Origin of the sequence: Pseudonocardia sp. CA-107938 (genome assembly GCF_050936315.1) — a bacterium.
Classification (GTDB): Bacteria; Actinomycetota; Actinomycetes; order Mycobacteriales; family Pseudonocardiaceae; genus Pseudonocardia.
The window spans coordinates 1662549-1680505 of sequence record NZ_JBNJNA010000001.1; the positions used below are offsets into that span (position 1 = coordinate 1662549).

At 72.7% G+C, this 17957-nt stretch carries 17 protein-coding genes, 2 tRNA genes and 2 pseudogenes; 14 read left to right on the top strand and 7 right to left on the bottom strand.

Annotation, left to right across the window (positions count from 1 at the left end):
• Positions 1-16: 16 nt before the first annotated feature.
• Entirely contained in the window at positions 17-1069 is a 1053-nt protein-coding gene (gene hisC / locus ACQEVB_RS08255) for a histidinol-phosphate transaminase (protein ID WP_432967064.1), read from the bottom strand.
• Between the two features lie 80 nt (positions 1070-1149).
• On the opposite strand from hisC, the gene ACQEVB_RS08260 reads away from it, so the two are divergent.
• The 4 genes from ACQEVB_RS08260 (at position 1150) to ACQEVB_RS08275 (ending at position 4140) form a co-directional block, all read left to right on the top strand.
• Positions 1150-1845, top strand: a complete 696-nt coding sequence (locus tag ACQEVB_RS08260; protein WP_432967066.1) for a dienelactone hydrolase family protein — start codon at positions 1150-1152, stop codon at positions 1843-1845.
• Between the two features lie 48 nt (positions 1846-1893).
• Positions 1894-3867 (top strand): acetoacetate--CoA ligase, encoded by a 1974-nt coding sequence (locus ACQEVB_RS08265; RefSeq protein WP_432967068.1) that lies wholly within the window; start codon positions 1894-1896, stop codon positions 3865-3867.
• Positions 3868-3924: 57 nt separating this feature from the next.
• A tRNA-Ser gene (locus ACQEVB_RS08270) sits at positions 3925-4014 on the top strand.
• Positions 4015-4067: 53 nt separating this feature from the next.
• Positions 4068-4140 (top strand) — tRNA-Arg (locus tag ACQEVB_RS08275).
• A 506-nt stretch (positions 4141-4646) separates the two neighbouring features.
• On the opposite strand, the gene ACQEVB_RS08280 is transcribed toward ACQEVB_RS08275, so the two are convergent.
• Positions 4647-5285, bottom strand: coding sequence for a TetR/AcrR family transcriptional regulator (locus ACQEVB_RS08280; protein WP_432967070.1), 639 nt, complete (start codon positions 5283-5285; stop codon positions 4647-4649).
• A gap of 89 nt (positions 5286-5374) precedes the next feature.
• Here ACQEVB_RS08280 and ACQEVB_RS08285 point away from each other — a divergent pair, with 89 nt between their 5' ends.
• A complete protein-coding gene (locus ACQEVB_RS08285) occupies positions 5375-5740 on the top strand; it encodes an SgcJ/EcaC family oxidoreductase (protein WP_432967072.1) in 366 nt (121 codons plus the stop codon).
• A 240-nt stretch (positions 5741-5980) separates the two neighbouring features.
• On the top strand, positions 5981-6619 hold the full coding sequence (locus ACQEVB_RS08290) for a phosphotransferase (protein WP_432967074.1): 639 nt from the start codon (positions 5981-5983) through the stop codon (positions 6617-6619).
• Here ACQEVB_RS08290 and ACQEVB_RS08295 read toward each other — a convergent pair.
• The gene (locus ACQEVB_RS08295) at positions 6591-6938 is read right to left on the bottom strand and encodes a hypothetical protein (RefSeq protein WP_432967076.1); all 348 of its coding nucleotides are present in this window, start codon (positions 6936-6938) and stop codon (positions 6591-6593) included. The genes ACQEVB_RS08290 and ACQEVB_RS08295 overlap by 29 nt on opposite strands.
• 75 nt (positions 6939-7013) lie before the next feature.
• The gene (locus ACQEVB_RS08300; RefSeq protein ID WP_432967078.1) at positions 7014-7496 is read right to left on the bottom strand and encodes a cupin domain-containing protein; all 483 of its coding nucleotides are present in this window, start codon (positions 7494-7496) and stop codon (positions 7014-7016) included.
• 149 nt (positions 7497-7645) lie between these two features.
• Between ACQEVB_RS08300 and ACQEVB_RS08305 the strand changes: the two genes are divergently transcribed.
• Positions 7646-8206 carry a TetR/AcrR family transcriptional regulator gene (locus ACQEVB_RS08305; RefSeq protein ID WP_432967080.1) on the top strand — a complete coding sequence of 187 codons (561 nt, stop codon included), beginning with the start codon at positions 7646-7648 and terminating at the stop codon, positions 8204-8206.
• On the opposite strand, the gene ACQEVB_RS08310 is transcribed toward ACQEVB_RS08305, so the two are convergent.
• Positions 8201-8938 (bottom strand): phosphatase PAP2 family protein, encoded by a 738-nt coding sequence (locus tag ACQEVB_RS08310; RefSeq protein ID WP_432967082.1) that lies wholly within the window; start codon positions 8936-8938, stop codon positions 8201-8203. The two genes, ACQEVB_RS08305 and ACQEVB_RS08310, sit on opposite strands and share 6 nt — an antisense overlap.
• 124 nt (positions 8939-9062) lie before the next feature.
• Between ACQEVB_RS08310 and ACQEVB_RS08315 the strand changes: the two are divergent.
• The 3 genes and pseudogenes from ACQEVB_RS08315 (at position 9063) to ACQEVB_RS08325 (ending at position 11865) form a co-directional block, all read left to right on the top strand.
• A pseudogene (locus tag ACQEVB_RS08315) lies at positions 9063-10257 on the top strand (cytochrome P450).
• 40 nt (positions 10258-10297) lie between these two features.
• Positions 10298-11275: a 2-dehydro-3-deoxygalactonokinase gene (locus ACQEVB_RS08320; protein ID WP_432967084.1), complete on the top strand. Its 978-nt coding sequence runs from the start codon at positions 10298-10300 to the stop codon at positions 11273-11275.
• Positions 11272-11865, top strand: coding sequence for a 2-dehydro-3-deoxy-6-phosphogalactonate aldolase (locus ACQEVB_RS08325; protein ID WP_432967086.1), 594 nt, complete (start codon positions 11272-11274; stop codon positions 11863-11865). Before ACQEVB_RS08320 ends, ACQEVB_RS08325 begins: the two co-directional genes overlap by 4 nt.
• A gap of 22 nt (positions 11866-11887) precedes the next feature.
• On the opposite strand, the gene ACQEVB_RS08330 is transcribed toward ACQEVB_RS08325, so the two are convergent.
• Positions 11888-12391 carry a MarR family winged helix-turn-helix transcriptional regulator gene (locus ACQEVB_RS08330; RefSeq protein ID WP_432967088.1) on the bottom strand — a complete coding sequence of 168 codons (504 nt, stop codon included), beginning with the start codon at positions 12389-12391 and terminating at the stop codon, positions 11888-11890.
• Positions 12392-12452: 61 nt separating this feature from the next.
• Between ACQEVB_RS08330 and ACQEVB_RS08335 the strand changes: the two genes are divergently transcribed.
• The 4 genes and pseudogenes from ACQEVB_RS08335 to ACQEVB_RS08350 all read left to right on the top strand — a co-directional run bounded on the left by ACQEVB_RS08335 (position 12453) and on the right by ACQEVB_RS08350 (position 17353).
• Positions 12453-13622 carry an MFS transporter gene (locus ACQEVB_RS08335; RefSeq protein ID WP_432967090.1) on the top strand — a complete coding sequence of 390 codons (1170 nt, stop codon included), beginning with the start codon at positions 12453-12455 and terminating at the stop codon, positions 13620-13622.
• Positions 13623-13719: 97 nt separating this feature from the next.
• Positions 13720-15144, top strand: coding sequence for a rifampin monooxygenase (rox, locus tag ACQEVB_RS08340; protein WP_432967092.1), 1425 nt, complete (start codon positions 13720-13722; stop codon positions 15142-15144).
• Positions 15145-15174: 30 nt separating this feature from the next.
• The gene (locus ACQEVB_RS08345; protein ID WP_432967094.1) at positions 15175-16527 is read left to right on the top strand and encodes an FAD-dependent monooxygenase; all 1353 of its coding nucleotides are present in this window, start codon (positions 15175-15177) and stop codon (positions 16525-16527) included.
• Between the two features lie 62 nt (positions 16528-16589).
• Positions 16590-17353: pseudogene (locus ACQEVB_RS08350) on the top strand (SDR family NAD(P)-dependent oxidoreductase).
• Here the strand turns inward: ACQEVB_RS08350 and ACQEVB_RS08355 are convergent.
• The gene (locus tag ACQEVB_RS08355; RefSeq protein WP_432967096.1) at positions 17269-17943 is read right to left on the bottom strand and encodes a TetR/AcrR family transcriptional regulator; all 675 of its coding nucleotides are present in this window, start codon (positions 17941-17943) and stop codon (positions 17269-17271) included. The pseudogene ACQEVB_RS08350 and the gene ACQEVB_RS08355 sit on opposite strands and share 85 nt — an antisense overlap.
• Positions 17944-17957 lie beyond the last annotated feature (14 nt).

A 17957-nucleotide genomic window follows, 5' to 3' on the forward strand; every position in this document is an offset into this window, starting at 1 on the left:
TCCATTCAACCGCAGGTCAGCCCGCGAATGCGCGTGCCGCAGCCAGGAACGCGTCGTTCTCCTCCGAATGGGAGACGGTGACGCGCACCCCGTCGCCAGCGAACGGGCGCACGACGACCTTGTGGTCCATGCAGTGCGCCGCGAACGGCGCGGCCGCGTCGCCAAGCGCCAGCCACACGAAGTTGGACTGGGTGACCGGCACCGTGAAGCCGGCCGCGAGCAGGCCCTCCCGTACCCGGGTCCGCTCCTCGACGATGGGCGCGAGGTCGGCCATGAGCTCGGCGGAGTGGTCGATCGACGCGATCGCCGCGGCCTGTGCAGGGACGCTCACGCTGAACGGTGCGCACACCTTCCGCAGCGCCTCGATCACCGGCGGCGCACCCAGCGCGTAGCCGACCCGGAACCCGGCCAGCCGGTACGCCTTGGAGAACGTCCGCAGCACCACCAGGTTCGGGTGCTCGTCGATCAGCGTGCGCCCGTTGACGGCGTCGGGGTCGGTGACGAACTCGAAGTACGCCTCGTCCAGCGCCACGACGACGTCAGGCCCGACGGCGGCGAGGAAGCGGCGGAACTCGGCGTCGGTCACCGCAGGCCCGGTCGGGTTGTTGGGGCTGCAGACGAACACCAGCCGGGTGTTCGGACCGACCGCCGCGGCCATCGCGTCCAGGTCATGGCGGAACTCGCCGTCCAGCGGCACCGTGCGCTGCACCGCGCCGCCGATCTGCGTGACGATCGGGTACGCCTCGAACGACCGCCACGCGAAGACGACTTCGTCGGTGGTCTCCCGGCACGTCGAGTTCACCAGCTGCTGGCACAGGCTGACCGATCCGCAGCCGACGGCGATCCGCTCGGCGTCGACCCCGCAGAAATGCGCCAACCGCTCGGTGAGGCTCACCGCGGCGAGGTCGGGGTAGCGGTTGCCGCCGTGCGCGGCCGCCGCGATCGCGTCCAGCACCGCCGCGGCCGGCGGGAGCGCCACCTCGTTGCTCGCCAGCTTGATCGCCCCCGGCACCGTCCGGCCGGGAACGTAGGCGGGCAGGGTGTCGAGATCGGCGCGGATGAGGCTCATGTGAATCACCTTAGAAGGGCGGCCCATCTCACACGTCCGCCCGCACGGTGGAGCCGCGCCGTCCGTGCCACGCTGGAGGCATGAGCGAGATCCGCACCCAGACGGTGCCCCTGGTGGACGGGAGCTCCCTCCGACTCACCGTCGGTGAACCGGACGGGGCGGTCCGTGGCGGCATCGTCGTGCTGCACGAGGCCCGCGGCGTGACCGACGCCGTCCGCGGCCTCGTGCACGGCCTCGCCGGCGAGGGCTGGCTCGCCGTTGCGCCGCACCTCTACCACCGCGACGGCGCCGACGAGCTCGACGGCGACGACGACGCCGTCCGCGAGCAGGTGGAACGGCTCGACAGCGACCAGGTGCTCGTCGACACCGACACCGCGTTCGGCTGGCTCGGCGAACACGACATCGACGCCGACCGCATGGGCGTGATCGGCTTCGACCTCGGCGGCTCCGTCGCGCTGCTCGTGGCCGCGAAGCGGACGCTCGGCGCGGCCGTCTCCGTCGGCGACACCGGTGCCGGCGTCCCGTCCGGCCGCGTCACCTCCCTGGTCGCCGCGGCGCAGGGCCTGACCTGCCCGTGGCTGGGCATCTACGGCGAGGACGAGGACGGCGGCGTCGATCCCGAGATCGACCGGCTGCGGGCAGCGGCGGCGACATCGGACATGGTCACCGACGTCGCGATCTACCCGCCGAGCGGGCACCGCTTCGACGTCGACTCCGAGTCGGCCGCCGACGCCTGGCAGCGCACCCTCAACTGGTTCGACTCCCACCTGCGATAACGGCCGACGCTCTGGCGCACCGCGCGCCGTCCTTGCATGCTGTCGCGCATGGCCTCCGACGGCGCAGAGCCCGAGATCCTCTGGACACCGGACCCCGCACACCGCGGACCGCTCGCCGCCTTCACCGAGTGGGTGGCGGAGCACCGCGGCGTCACCGCACGGGACTACGCCGATCTGCACGACTGGTCGGTCGCCGACCTGGACGGGTTCTGGTCGGCGGTCGTCGAGTTCTGCGGCGTCCGGTTCCGCACGCCCTACCGCGCGGTGCTCGCCGACGACCGGATGCCCGGCGCGGACTGGTTCCCCGGCGGCACCCTCAACTACGCCGAGCACGCCCTCACCGACGGTCCCGGCCGCGCCGCTGACGACGTCGCCGTCGAGTTCGAGCGCGAGGACGGGCTGACCCGCACCGTCACGCACGGCGAGCTGCGCGAACTCGTCGCCCGCGCCCGCGCCGGACTGGTCGCCCACGGCGTCGGGCTCGGCGACCGCGTCGTCGCGCTGGCCCCCAACTCCATCGAGACCCTCGTCGCCTTCCTCGCCGCCGCCAGCCTCGGCGCCATCTGGTCGTCCTGCTCGCCGGACTTCGGCGCGCGTGCCGTGCACGACCGGTTCGCGCAGATCGAACCGACCGTGCTCATCGCCGTCGACGGCTACGTCTACGGCGGCAAGAGCTACGACATTCGCCCGACCGTCGACACGCTGCGCGCCCAGCTGCCCGGCCTGCGCGCCACCGTCCTCGTCCCGTATCTGGACGCCGACGCCACGCTCGACGGCACCGTTCCGTGGGCGGAGTTCACCGCCGACACCGGCCCGCTCGAGTTCGCGGCCGTGCCCTTCGACCACCCGCTCTGGGTGCTCTACTCCTCGGGCACCACCGGGCTGCCCAAGGGCATCGTGCACAGCCACGGCGGAATCGTGCTGGAGCACGTCAAGGCGTTGGCGCTGCAGTTGGAGCTCGGCCCTGGCGAGCGGTTCTTCTGGTTCACCACCACCGGCTGGATGATGTGGAACTTCCTCATCGGCGGCCTCCTCGTCGGCGCCACCGTCGTGCTGTTCGACGGCAACCCCGGCCACCCCGACATGGGCGCGCTGTGGCGCCTCGCCGAACGGCACCGCGTCACCGTCTTCGGGGTGTCGGCCCCCTACATCCAGGCCAGCCTCAAAGCCGGCATGCGCCCCCGCGACCAGTTCGACCTCTCCGCGATGCGCGCCATCGGCTCCACCGGGGCGCCGCTGTCCGTCGAAGGCTTCCGCTGGGTCGCCGACGCCGTCGGCGAACACATCCAGATCTGCTCCACCTCCGGCGGCACCGACGTGTGCGCCGCATTCGTCGGCTCCGCCCCCACCGTGCCCGTCTGGCTCGGCGAGATCTCCTGCGCCTCCCTCGGCGCCGCGGTTGTCGCCTACGACGAGCACGGCAACGAGATCGTCGACGAGGTCGGCGAACTCGTCATCACCCGCCCCATGCCGTCGATGCCCGTGTCGTTCTGGAACGACCACGACGGCACCCGCCTCCACGAGGCCTACTTCGCCGACTACGAAGGCGTGTGGCGGCACGGCGACTGGGTCCGCGTCACTCCCCGCGGCTCGTTCGTGATCTACGGCCGCAGCGACTCGACCCTCAACCGCGGCGGCGTCCGCATGGGCACCGCCGACTTCTACGCGGTCGTCGAAGGATTCGACGAGGTCGCCGACTCCCTCGTGATCGACACCACCGAACTCGGCGCGGCAGACGAGGGCGCCCTCCTGTGCTTCGTCGTGCTCGCCCCCGGTGCCCAGCTCGCCGACATCGAGCCGCAGCTGCGCAAAGCACTGCGCAGCGAACTCTCCCCGCGGCACGTGCCCGACCGGTTCGAGATCATCGACAAGGTGCCGCGCACCCTCAACGGCAAGAAGTGCGAAGTCCCCGTCAAGAAGATCCTCGCAGGTACCGACCCCGACAAAGCCGTCAGCAAGGGCGCCCTCGCCGACCCCGACGCCCTCGCCCCCTTCCTCGCCATGGCACGCAGGGGGTCCTGACAACCCCGTCGACACCCTCGGCTATCCTGAACACCGCTGGCGGCCGTGAGGCCCCGGGGAGGCTTCGCCTAGTCTGGTCTATGGCGCCGCACTGCTAATGCGGTTTGGGGTAACCCCCCATCCCGGGTTCAAATCCCGGAGCCTCCGCGCAGGGCGTCGCGGTACGATGGCGGCGCCCAGCACGACAACTGAACAAACAAGCGCCCGTAGCTCAACGGATAGAGCATCTGACTACGGATCAGAAGGTTAGGGGTTCGAATCCCTTCGGGCGCGCTCGACCGATGGCCGATCCATGTCGACGGAGTTCGTCGACCATGTATCGGTCATCGCCATCTCTGTGGGGGCCAAGCCCCCACAGCCCCGGCCGGCGGGCTCCGCCCCCGGACCCCCATCCTCCGGTCGAGACCTCCGTCTTTCGCTTCCGGCTTCGCTTCGCTTGCCTTCGGCATCGCTTGCTGCCGTGTTGTCTCGCTGTGGTCGTCGGGTCGGCGGTGGGCGCCTCGTGGGGCTAGGTCGACCAGCGGCCCGCGAAGGGCTCCGCGCCCGGCGCCTGGCCGGGCAGTGGGGCGTGGCCCGGTCGCAGGCCGTCGAGGGCGATCGTGATGAGGCGGCGGCGGTCCTCGCCATCTCTGTGGGGGCCAAGCCCTCACACCCCCGGCCGGCGGGCTCCGCCCCCGGACCCCCATCCCGGGCGAGACTCTCGGCTTTCGCTCCCGGCATCACTTGCTGCCGTGTTGTCTCGCTGTGGTCGTCGGGTCGGCGGTGGGCGCCTCGTGGGGCTAGGTCGACCAGCGGCCCTCGAAGAGCTCCATCCCCGGCGCCTGGCCGGGCAGTGGGGCGTGGCCCGGCCGCAGGCCGTCGAGCGCGATCGCGATGAGGCGGCGGCGGGCCTCGGTCGCGGCGGGGAGCAGGTCGTCGCGTCCCTGCTTGCGGAGCTGGTCGATCACCGGTGAACGGCCCAGCTGCTCGATCAGCAGCGAGATGTCGACCGCGGTCGCCTCCGCGCGGAGGACGCCCGCCTCGTGCGCCCGGCGCACCAGCTCGTCCAGCAGGTCGTCGCCGCGGCGGGACACGGCGCTCATCTCCTCCGTCACCTCGATCGTCCCGGCGACGGGCGCCAGCGAGCCCTGCCCGAACTCGACACAGCTCCGGATGAACCCCGCCAGCCCCGCCCACGGATCGGGGTTCGCCAAGCCCTGCTCGGCCGCCTCGTTCCAGTGGTTCAGCGACATCATTGTCAGCCGCTGGAACAGTTCTTCCTTCGTCCGGTAGCGGCGGTAGAGGCTGCCGATGCCGACGCCGGCCCTCGCCGCGATTGCGGCGACGGACGCGTGCGCCCCGTCCTCTGCGAGCACATCGCGGGCGGCCTGCAGCAGTGTGCGGTCGTTCCGCTCGGCGACCTCTCTCCGTGTTGTCATCGCCACAGACCGTACCACTTCGCGGAGCGAATCGCTCCGGTATGGTCGTTCCTAGCGGAGCGATTCGCTCCGGAACGAGGAGGTGTGACATGAGCTCTGATGTCGAGGCGATCGAGCGGGTCGTCCGGGACGCGGAGGCGCTGCAGAACGACGTGGCCGGCTTCACCGGGCTGCTGACCGACGACGTGGCGTTGGTCAACTTCGCCGGGATCCGGCTGCGCGGCCGGCACCAGGTCGAGGAGGCCATGGCGAAGGCGCTGGGCACGCCGCTCAAGGACGTGCTCACCAAGAACGAGCTGCTCGACGTCACCTTCCTGCGCGAGGACGTCGCGTTGGCCCACCTGATCAAGCACGTCAACGACGGTCGCGCGGGCACGCTGACGTTCGTCCTCGTCAAAGACGACGGCGTGTGGCGGATCGCGCTGGCCCAGACCACGCCGCAGGTATCGCCTTGATCGTGGCGGCAGCACGCCGCACGATCGCCTGCAGCGGATCAGCTCGTGAGGGGGCGCCATGTTGCTGGCGGACGGCCGGCGTGCCGTGGCGGCGGCCCGGACCGTCGCCTCCGACGTCGGACTCCGGGTGGAGGACGTGGTCGTCGTCAGCGACTCCGACCGGATGGTGCTGCGCCTCCTCCCGGCGACGCGCTGGCGCGGGTCGCGCCCGTCGCGCACCGGGCCGGCGCGGAGTTCGAGGTGGAGGTTGCCCGCCGGGTCGCCGAGGTCGGCGGTCCGGTGGGCGCGCTGGATCCGCGCGTCGAGGCCCGCGTTCACGAGCGCGACGGGTTCGTGATCTCGTTCTGGACCTACTACCCACCCACCGGTACCGGGATCGCGCCGGACCGCTACGCGGACGCGCTCGTGCGTCACCACGCCGCACTGCGCCGGATCGAGCTGGACGCGCCGCACGTCACCGATCGGGTCGCCGGCGCGCTGCGTGAGGTGGCCGACCGGGAGCAGACCCCGGACCTGCCCGAGTCCGACCGCGAGCTCCTCCACAGCACCCTCAGCGAGATGATCCCCCTGCTCGGTGGCGGGCCTCGCGACCTGCTGCACGGCGAGCCGCACCCCGGCAACCTGATCGACACCACGCACGGACCGCTCTTCATCGACCTCGCGACGTGCTGCCGCGGGCCGGTCGAGTTCGACCTCGCCCACGCCCCCGAGGAGGTGGGCGCGCACTACCCGGGCGTCGACCCCGACCTGCTCGCCCAATGCCGGACGCTCGGCTGGGCGTTGTTCGCGACGTGGCGGTGGCGGCGGGACGACCAGCTGCCCGACCGCGACCGTTGGCGGGCGGAAGGGCTCAACCGGGTGCGCGCCGCCCACCCCTGAACGGATGGCGCTTGCCCCACTCCACCGCCTCGGCGACGAGCGCGGTGGCGGCCGCGCCCCGGGCCAGCGGGCCGTCCCGCTCGCCGGCGTAGCGGCGCCCGATCCGCGGATCGGCCGCCAGCTCCTCGCGACGGCGCAGCTTGTCGCGGTCGCGCGCCCGCAGCTCGCGCGCGGCGACGAGCTGGTGGGCGTGCGCGTCGCACGCGAAGCTCTGCCACACGGTGCCGGTGCTGGCCAGGAAGAGCCCGACCGCGGTCACCGGGGCATCGCATTCGACGTCGCCGCCACCGCAGCCCGCGTCCATCGCCCGGAAGGCCATCCCGCTCCCCGTCCTCGTGCAGCACTCGGAGGCCGCGGGGGAGCGCGGCGAAGGCAGCCTACGCCTCCGGACCGGCTAGGCGATGCGATCCGCGCCGATGGCGACGCCGACGATCGTGCACGGCTCGGTGCCGTGGTTGCGCCACCCGTGCCGGGTGCCGTTCTGGACGACGACGTCGCCGGCCCGCAGCACCGTGCTCTCGCCGTCGTCGAGCTCCAGCGTGATCTCGCCGCTCACTACCAGCACGTAGTCGAGGCTGTCGGTGGTGTGCATGCCGGGCTCGTCGGGGTCGTTGCACGCCATCGCGCCGGGCATGAGCTGGTCCAGCTCGGCCAGCGCCGCGGCGACGTCGACCCCTGGTGCCGGCACCAGCTCCCCCGGCGGAATCCGGTTGATCATGAACCGGGAGCCGTCCGGTGGCGGGTAGTACGACTCGGCGCTGCGCGGCGACCCGTCGTCCGGGAACGCGGGTCGCTCGTCCCGACCCCACAGCCGGTAGGCCGCGGCGCCCGGCAGCAGAGCGGACGTGATGGCCGGGACTCCGCCGTCGTCCACCACGCGTGCTCGACCTTCGGCGTCGTGCCCAGTGACGACCCGACGTACCGGAGCGTGCTCCATGCGCCCAACCTTTCATACGCCACCGTATTGATACGCCACCGTATCCGCGAAGGTTCAGGCCGGTCAATACGCCGGCGTATCCTCGGCCGGTGCCGACCGAGTCGACTCGGCTGTCCGCCCGCGACTGGGCCCGGGCCGCCATGCAGGCGATCGCGAGCGGAGGACTGGCCGCGGTCGCGGTCGAACCGCTGGCCAGGACGCTCGGCGTGACGAAGGGCAGCTTCTACGCGCACTACCGCAACCGCGACGAGCTGATCACGGCCGCGCTCGACGAGTGGGCGCGCAGCCACGGCGAGGCCGCGCTGACCGCGTACGCCGCGATCGACGATCCGGCGCGGCGGCTGCGCGAGCTGCTCGCGGTCGTCGTGCAGTCCGTCCAGCCGCTCGCGCCGTCGGTGCACCTGAGCCTGCTCGGCGACCGCAACGATCCCCGGGTGCGCGCGGCGGTCGAGCGGGTCAACCGGGCGCGGCTGGACCTGCTGGCGCGCACCTACCGCGAGCTCGGCCTGTCGCCGGAGCGTGCGGTGTCCCGGGCGCGGGTCGCCTATGCGGCCATCCTCGGGCTGCTGCACCTGGCCCAGACGGACCCGGACGCACCGAGCTCGGCCGCACTCGCCGACGAGGCGACCGCGGTCTTCCTGCCGTCATGACGGCGTAGCGGGGACCTCGCGGGAAGTCCTGCGCGCGACGAGGTGGGCGACGCCGATGCTGGCGACCAGCAGCACCGTGCTGCCCACGACGTCGAGCACGTAGTGGTTGCCGGTGCCCAGCACCACCGCGATCATGCCCAGTGGGAAGAGCCACGGCAGCAGCGCCAGCCGCGGACGCGTGGTCCGCAGCGCGCGCCACGCGGCGTACGCGCACCACAGTGACCAGGCCGTGTGCATGCTGGGCATCGCCGAGAACAGGTTGTGGCCGCTGTCGAGGTCCCGTGTGGCCGGGCCGTTCACGACGTCGTGCTCGGCGATGACGTCGACGATCCCGGGCAGGGCGAGCCGTGGCGGGGCCATCGGCAGCGTCCAGAAGACGGGCAGGGCGAGCAGGGCCATCGCTACGAGGGTGTTGCGGACGGCGGGGAAGACGTCCCGGTGCCGGACGAAGATCCACACGAGCACGCCGACGATGACGAGGTAGTAGAGGCGGTAGTAGTACACCGCCGGCTGGATGAGGGCCGGGTGCGCGGTCAGCCACTGGTTCGCGGCCGGCTCGACGTCCAGGCCGAGCGTTCGCTCGATCGACTGCAGCACCTGGGCGTTGGCGGTGGCTGCGGCGGCGACGCCACGGCCTGCGGCCGTGTGCAGCCAGCTGAACAGCAGGACGACGAGCAGTAGACCGGCGAACTCACCGACCGCTCGTGTCCACGTGGGGCGATCGGTGAGCACCTGCCAGAAGCTAGCCCCGACGGCGTGGAGCCAGCATGAAGTGGTTGTGGCATCAGAATGGCTTGATTTGGCATCATAATGATGCCAATATGGCTCGCGCACCTACGTGAGATGAGGAACTGCCATGAGCCAGACCGTCCACACGCTTCAGGCGATGCCGACCGCCCGTCGGTCCGGCTGCCCGTTCGACCCGCCGGCGGAGCTGGTCGAGGCACGAGAGCAGGGCCCGATCAGCCGGTTCACGTTCCCCGACGGGCACGCGGGCTGGCTGGTCACCGGGTTCGACCTGGCCCGCGCGGTGCTGGCCGACCAGCGGTTCAGCTCGCGCAGGGAGCTCATGCGGCACCACCCGTTCGTCGACTACGGCACCGAGCTCGAGGTCCCGCCGGCGCCGCCCGGCGAGTTCCTGCTGATGGACGAGCCGCGGCACAGCCGCTACCGCAAGCCACTGGTCGGCACCTTCACGGTGCGGCGGATGCGGATGCTGGCCGAGCGCGTCGCGCAGGTGACGGCGGAGCACCTCGACGCCATGGAGGCGGCCCGGACCGGACGTCGACCTGGTGTCCGCGTTCGCCAGGCCGATCCCGGCCGTCATGATCTGCGAGCTGCTGGGCGTGCCGTACGCGGACCGGGACGCGTTCGCGGAGAACGTCGACAAGTTCATGAACGGCGAGACGAGCGACGAGGAGCTGTACGCGGCGTACGGCGCGACCCAGGAGTACCTCGCGACGCTGGTGGCCGCCAAGCGCGCGAACCCGACCGACGACCTGCTCAGCGATCTCACCGCGAGCGATCTCGACGACGAGGAGCTGCGCGGGATCAGCCTGATCCTGCTCGCCGCCGGGCTCGACACCACCACCAACATGCTCGCGCTGGGCACGTTCGCGCTGCTGCGCCACCCCGAGCAGCTCGCCGCCCTGCGCGCCGACCCGGCGCTCGCCGACCGGGCCGTCGAGGAGCTGCTGCGGTACCTGACCGTCGCGAAGTCGTTCCTGCGGGTCGCGCTGGAGGACGTCGAGATCGGCGGGGTGACCGTCGAGGCCGGCAGCACGGTCGTCGTCTCGCTCAACACCGCCAACCGCGACCCGCACGCGCTGGACCTGCACCGCCAGGAGGGCGGTCACCTGGCGTTCGGGCACGGCATCCACCAGTGCCTCGGCCAGCAGCTGGCCCGCGTCGAGATGCGGGTCGCGTTCCCCGCGCTGCTGCAGCGCTTCCCGACGTTGCGTCTGGCCGTCCCGGCCGAGGAGGTGGCGCTGCGGCCGGAGGTCGCGGACATCTACGGGGTGAAGCAGCTCCCGGTCACCTGGGACGCATGACGGAGGCTCGACGCCGAGGGATCATGCGAGAGTTGGCGCCGTGGGAACACCGGTGCCCGTGCTCGTCGCCCTCGACTGGGGCACCACCAGCCAGCGCGCCTGGCTGCTCGACGGGTCCGGCGGCGTGCTCGACGCGCGGTCGGCGGACTGCGGGCTCCTGCGCGTCACCAGCGGGATCCACCCCGCCGACGCGGACGGTCGGATGCGCGCCTACGCCGCCGCCTACGACGCGCTGTGCGGCAGCTGGCTCGCCGCGCACCCGGGCCTGCCCGCGGTCGCGTGCGGCATGGTCGGCAGCGCCCAGGGCTGGGCCGACGCCGGCTACCGGACGGTGCCGGCCGCGCCCGCGCCCGACCGGCTCGTGCCCGTCGAGCACCCGGCCGGGCCGGTGCACCTCGTGCCGGGCCTGCGCGTGCCGTCGACGGCCGATGCGCCGGGGGACGTGCTGCGCGGCGAGGAGACGCAGGTCCTCGGCGTCCTGTCCGCCGCGCCCGCGGCGCGCACGGTGGTGCTGCCCGGCACGCACACCAAGTGGGTCCGCGTTGAGGACGGGCTGGTCACCGACTTCACCACGACCGTGACGGGTGAGCTGTACGCCCTCGAGCTGGAGCACGGCATCCTCGGCCGCACCGCCGCCGCCGGCGCTGCCGACCCGGCGGCGTTCGCCCGAGGGCTCGGCACCGGCGCGACGTCCCGCGGACTGCAGGTGGAGCTGTTCGGCACCCGCGCGCTCGTGCTCGACGGCCTGCTCGCCCCGGCCGCCGTGCCCGACTACCTGTCCGGTGTCCTGCTCGCCGACGAGCTGCGGCACGTCCTGCCGCGGTACGCAGCGGGCGACGAGGTCGTGGTGTGCGGCGGGTCCGACCTGGCCGAGCGGTACCGCACGGCACTGGCGGCGCACGGGGTCCGCGCTCGGGTGGTGGACGGGGAGGTCGTGGTGCACGGCCTCTGGACGATCGCATTGGCGTCCGGCCTGGTGCCCGACAACCGTGGACCACTGCACGAGGAGCACGCGTGAGCCCGACCGGACTGATCGCCATCCTCCGCGGCATCACGCCCGACGAGGTCGTTGCCGTGGGGCAGGTGCTGGTCGAGGAGGGTATCGACGCGATCGAGGTGCCGCTGAACTCGCCGGATCCGTTCACCTCGATCGAGCGGCTCGTCGCGGCGCTCGGCGACGCGGTGCCCGTCGGCGCCGGCACCGTGCTGACCCCGGCCGACGTCGAACGGACGCGCGCGGCCGGCGGCCGGATCGTCGTGTCGCCGAACACCGACGTCGCCGTGATCGCCGCGACGGTCGCGGCCGGGCTGCGCTCCTACCCGGGGGTGGCGACGCCGAGCGAGGCGTTCACCGCGATCGCAGCCGGCGCGCGCAGTCTGAAGCTGTTCCCCGCCGGCGCGGTCGGGATCGACGGGATGCGCGCGTGGCGAGCCGTCCTGCCGGCCGACGTCGAGCTGCTGCCGGTCGGCGGCGTCGACGCCACGAACCTCCGCGACTGGCTCGCGGCCGGGGCGGAGGGCGCCGGGCTGGGCACGGCCGTCTACCGCCCGGGCGACTCCGCGGAGACCGTCCGCGCCAAGGCCCGGGCCATCGTCGGGGCCCGCTGAACCGCCAGGGGGAGCGGGTGCACTAGTCGGGCAGGGTGCTGCCCAGCTTGCGCAGCAGGTCGACCAGGGTGTCGCGCTCGGCGGTGGTGAGGCCGGAGACCAGCTGGGTCTCGTTGCGCGTGTGCTCGGCGAGGGCCTCGTCGATGAGCGCGCGGCCGCGCTCGGTGAGGCTGATCAGCCGGCCGCGCCCGTCGGACTCCGCGGCGCGCCGGGTGACGAGCCCGGCGCGCTCCAGCCGGTCGACGCGCTTGCTCACCGCGCCCGACGTGACCATGGTCGACTCCCCGAGCTCGCCCGCGGACAGCTCGAAGGGCGCGCCGGCGCGGCGCAGGGTGGCGAGCACGTCGAACTCGCCGCGGCCCAGGTCGTAGCGGCCGAACACGCGCAGCAGCCGCTCCTCCAGCGCCCAGTGCAGCCGGCTGATCCGGCCGATCACGTGCATCGCGCTCGGATCGAGGTCGGGTCGCTCGCGGTGCCACTGGGCGACGATCCGATCGACGCCGTCGAGATCGGTGGGAGCAGCCATGCCTTGACTATAGCTTCCATGGAAAGTAATTATGTCTTCCATGGAAGACAATCATTCGTCGGTGCGCCCCTGGTTGGGCGTCGCCGCCATCACCGCCAGCCTCTTCGTGTTCCTCACCACCGAGCTGATGCCGGTCGGTCTGCTCACCCCGGTCAGCACGAGCCTCGACATCTCCGTGGGTGCGGCCGGCCTGATGGTCACCCTCTACGGCATCTCGGCCGGCCTCGGCGTCCCGTTCGTCGTCGCGTGGACGCGCCGCATCGACCGGCGCGTGATGCTCACGGCGATGCTGGCGGTGCTGACCCTCGGCAACCTGGTGACCGCGATCGCCCCGAGCTACCCGCTGGTACTGGTCACGCGGCTCGTCATGGGCTTCGCCAACGGCGCGTTCTGGGCCGTCGGCGTGAGCATGGCGATGCGCCTGGTGCCGGCCCACCTGGCCGGTCGGGCCGCCGCGGTGGTGATGTCGGGCATCTCGATCGCCACGGTCGCCGGCATCCCGCTCGGCACCTTCGTCGAGAGCGTCACCGGCTGGCGGACCACGTTCGGCGTCTGGAGCGGGCTCAGCGCGGTGGTGCTCCTGCTCGTCGCGGTCCTCGTCCCGAGCCTGCCGTCGGAGAACGCGGTGCCGGTGCGCGAGGTGTTCCGGCTGCCTGTCGACAACGCGGCCCTGCGGCGCGTGATGGCCGTCGTCGTGCTGTTCGTGCTGGGCCACTTCGGTGCGTACACGTTCGTCCGCCCGTTCCTGGAGGGCGGATCGGCCGCCGGGCCGACGTTCGTGATGGTCCTGCTGATGATCTACGGCATCGGCGGCGCGGTCGGGAACCTCCTGGCCGGCTTCACGGTGGCCCGGCACGCCCGCGCGACCTTCGTCGTCGCCGGCGCCGGACTCGTCGCCATGCTCGTGCTGCTGCTCGCGGCCGGCGGCAACCCCGTCGTCGTCATCGCCGCGATGGCGTTGTGGGGCGTGTCGTTCGGTGCCCTGCAGCTGAGCCAGCTGACCATGACGCAGACGGCCGCACCGGACACGTTCGAGGCCGCGATGTCGCTCAACACCCTCGCCTACAACACGTCCATCGCGCTCGGCGCGTTCATCGGTGGCCTGTTCGCCGACCAGCTCGGCGTGCCCAGCGTCTTCTGGTACGGGATGGCGCTGGTCGCGGCGTCGCTCATGGTGGTGGCGCGGGCGGGCACCCGAACGGTGACACCTCCCGCCACTATCAACGTATAGCCGACCCCCGGGCTTGCGGCAAGACCCCGGTGATCACGCACAATCGCCGGCCGGAGCCGTTCGGGCTCGTCAGGAGCACTGCGAAGCAAGGGGATGCATGTACGACGTGATCGTCGCCGGCGGGGGACCGACCGGGATGATGCTGGCTGCCGAGCTGCGCCTGCGCGGGGTGGACGTGGTCGTCCTGGAGAAGGAGCAGGAGCCGCTGCCGATCGTCCGGTCGCTGGGACTGCACGTGCGCAGCGTCGAGGTGATGGACCAGCGCGGCCTGCTGGACCGGTTCCTGGCGGAGGGCACGGCGTACCCGCTCGCCGGGGTGTTCGGCGGTGTCACCAAGCTGTGGCCGGAGCGGTTGACCACCCCGCACACCATCGTGCTCGGCATCCCGCAGCCGATCACCGACCGGCTGCTGACCGAGCACGCGGCCGAGCTCGGGGCCGAGATCCGCCGCGGCGCGACGCTGGTCGGCCTGAGCCAGGACGCGGACGGGGTGACCGTCGAGCTGGCCGACGGCACGCAGCTGCAGGCGCGCTTCCTCGTCGGCTGCGACGGCGGACGCAGCACGGTGCGCAAGCTGCTCGGCGTCGACTTCCCGGGCGAGGCGGCCACGACCGAGACGTTGCTGGGCGAGATGGAGGTGACCGCGCCGGCCGAGGAGATCACGGAGCTGGTCACCGAGATCCGCAAGACGCAGAAGTGGTTCGGGCTGGGCCCGTCCGGCCGGGACGGCGTCTACCGCGTGATGGCGCCGGCCGCGAAGGTGTCGGAGGACCGTTCGGTGCCGCCGACGCTGGAGGAGATCCGGCAGCAGCTGATCGCCTACGCCGGGACGGACTTCGGGGTGCACTCGCCGCGATGGCTGTCGCGCTTCACCGACGCCGCCCGGCTGGCCGAGCGCTACCGCGTCGACCGGGTGCTGCTGGCCGGCGACGCCGTCCACGTCCATTCCCCGGTGGGCGGGCAGGGGCTCAACCTGGGCATCCAGGACGCTTTCAACCTCGGCTGGAAGCTCGCCGCGGCCGTCGCCGGGTGGGCGCCGGAGGGCCTGCTCGACACGTACGAGGCCGAGCGGCGCCCGGTGGCGGCAGCTGCGCTGGACACCATCCGGGTGCAGGCGCTCGCGATGTCCACCGACCCGGCCGGGCAGGCGCTGCGCAGGCTCCTCTCGGAGCTGACGGAGTTCGAGGAGGTCAACCGCTTCCTGATCGAGAAGGCCGTCGGGCTCGGGATCCGCTACGACCTGGGCGGTGACCACGAGCTGGTCGGGCGACGGATGCCGGACGCGCAGCTGAAGGACGGTCGCCTCTTCGAACTGCTCCGCGCCGGCCGCGGGTTGCTGCTCGACGGGACCGGCCGGCTCTCCGTCGGCGGGTGGGCCGACCGCGTCGACGCCGTCGTCGACGTCAGCGACCAGCTGGAGGTGCCGGCCGCGCTGCTGCGTCCGGACGGGTACGTGGCCTGGGTCGGGGACGACCAGCAGGACCTCGACGAGCATCTCGTCACGTGGTTCGGGGTGTCGTAATCGACATGTCGAACATGTAGTATCGCGGAGGTGCTGATCACTGACGTGCTCGTGGCCGGTGCCGGTCCCACCGGGCTGGCGCTGGCCGTCGACCTCGCCCGCCGCGGGGTCGACGTGCGGATCATCGACCAGGCCCCGGCGCACTTCGCCGGCTCCCGCGGCAAGGGTTTGCAGCAGCGCAGCCTCGAGGTGCTGGCCGACCTCGGTGTCGGTGACGCCGTGGCAGCGGCCGGTTGGACGCCGCCGACCCGCGTGACCGTCCGCGGTGGTCCGGTCCGCGAGTCGCCGCCCGGGGACGCGCTGATCCTGCCGCAGTCGATCGTCGAGGCGATCCTGCGCGACCGGCTGGCCGAGCTGGGCGTGACCGTCGAGTTCGACACCGCCCTGATCGGCCTCGCGCAGGCCGCCGACCACGTCGTCGCCAGCACGTCGCGCGGTGACGTCGCCGCGCGCTACCTGGTCGGCTGCGACGGCGGGCGCAGCACGGTCCGCAAGACCCTCGGCGTCCCGTTCGAGGGGGAATCGAGTGACGCGACGTCGGTCGTGCTGGGCGACGTCGAGGTGCGCGGCCTGTCCCGCGAGTGCGGGCACCTGTTCATCGACCCGGCCCGCGGGATGCTCGCCCTCACGCCGTTCCGCGCGGTGCCCCAGTGGCAGCTCGTCGCCGCCGCGCCCGACGTGGGCGAGCCTTCGGCGGCCGAGTTCCGCCGGCAGATCGACCTGTTCACCGGCCTGTCCGACGTGACGATCGGCGAGCCGACCTGGATGTCGACCTACCGCGTGAACGTGCGGATGACCCGGCAGTTCCGGGTCGACCGGGTCTTCCTCGCCGGCGACGCCGCGCACGTCCACCCGCCGGCCGGCGGTCTCGGCATGAACACCGGCATCCAGGACGCGTACAACCTCGGCTGGAAGCTCGCCCGCACGCTGGCCGGCACCGCGTCCCCGACCCTGCTCGACACCTACCAGCAGGAACGGGTGCCGATCGCCGAGTGGACGCTGGAGACGAGCCGGAGCGGGCTCGGCAGCATGTGGTCGTCCGTCACGAACGGGGAAGGCTCGCTCGACGCCGTGCGCCGGCCGGAGCACCGCCAGCTCGAGCTCGGCTACCGCGGCGGCCCGCTGTCGCGCGACCTCGTGCCGTGGGACGGGCCGCGGGCCGGCGACCGCGCACCCTGGCTCGCCGAGATCGGCGGCGGCGGGTTCACGGTGCTGGGTTTCGGCGCGGCCGCCGAAGCGCTCGACGCGCTGCACGGCGCGACCGTCCGGCCGATGCCGGGTGACCAGGACGTGCTCGTCCTGGTCCGGCCGGACGGGTACGTCGGGATGGTCGCCGGGTCGGGCGACGTGCAGCAGGTGCAGGACTACCTGGACCGGCCCTGACGAGCGAGGGCCACGTTCAACTGGACTTGCCGGTCCAGAAATGCGCTCCTAGCGTGCCGGGCGTGAACACTCGACTGTCCGGCCGCACGGCCCTCGTCACCGGCTCCACCAGCAACATCGGGCGCGCCGTCGCACTCGCCCTCGCCGCGGAGGGCGCCCACGTGATCGTCTCCGGCCGCGACGCCGGCCGCGGGACGGCCGTCGTCGACGCGGTCCGCGAGCGCGGCGGGCGGGCGGACCTGGTCGTCGCCGATCTGGACGGCAGCCCGGCGGCGTCCCGGGCGCTCGCCGCCGAGGCGACCGAGCGGCTCGGCGGGCGCATCGACGTGCTCGTCAACAACGCCGGCATCTACCCGCCGGCCACGACCCTCACCACCGACGAGGAGACGTTCGACCGGATCGTCGGGGTCAACGTGAAGGCGTCGTTCTTCCTCACCCAGGCCGTCGTGCCGCAGATGGTGGCCGCCGGGCACGGCGTGATCATCAACCTGGGGTCCTGGATCGCCCGGCTCGCCGTCCCGGCCGGCTCGCTCTACAGCGCGACGAAGGGCGCGATGGAGACGCTCACCCGCGCCTGGGCCGCCGAGTTCGGGCCGCGCGGCGTGCGGGTCAACGCGATCTCCCCGGCGTCATCCGGTCCGCCGACCTCGCACCCGGCGCGCCCGCCCTCGGCGGGGAGCTCATGGCCGGCACGCCGGCAGGTGAGCCGGGCCGGCCGGAAGCCGTCGCGGCGGCCGCGGTCTACCTCGCCTCGGACGACGCCGAGTTCGTGCACGGCACCGTGCTCGACGTGGACGGCGGGCGGGCGGCAGTGGCTGTTGCCTGACCGCGTTGCAGGTGGGCCAGCGTGACGTCCAGCGCGGCCTCCAGGTGCGCGGTGCTGCCGGTGGCGAGGAGCAGCCCCACTCCGCCCTGGATGCCGGCCAGCAGCGCGGCCGCGGCCAGGCCGGCGTCCACCGCCGGATCGGCGTCGCCTGCGGCCTGCATCCGCTCGATGCCGGCCCGGAGCTCGCCCTCCCAGCGGTGCATCAGCCCGGAGACGACTGCCTGCGTGCCCGCCGTGTTGCGCCCGAGGTGGGAGTTGACCATCGCCAGCGGGCAGGACGAGCCCTGCGCGCGGTAGCGCTCGACCAGCGCGTCGCGCCAGCGGTGCCACCCGGCCCGCGTCGACAGGTCACCCAGCTGTGGCTGCTGGTCGGCCAGCACGCGGTCGGCCTCGAACTGCGCGACGGCGAGCAGCAGCTCGTCCTTGCCCTGCGGGAAGTAGTGGAAGACCTGGCTCTTGCTGGTGCGGGTGCGCGCCATGACGTCCTCGAGCGTGGTCGCGGCGACGCCGCGCTCGCGGATCTCGGCTGCCGCGCCCTCGACGATGCGCCGGCGGGTGGCGGCGCCCTTCGGGGTCAACGTCCGCGTCATCGTGGCGACCTCCG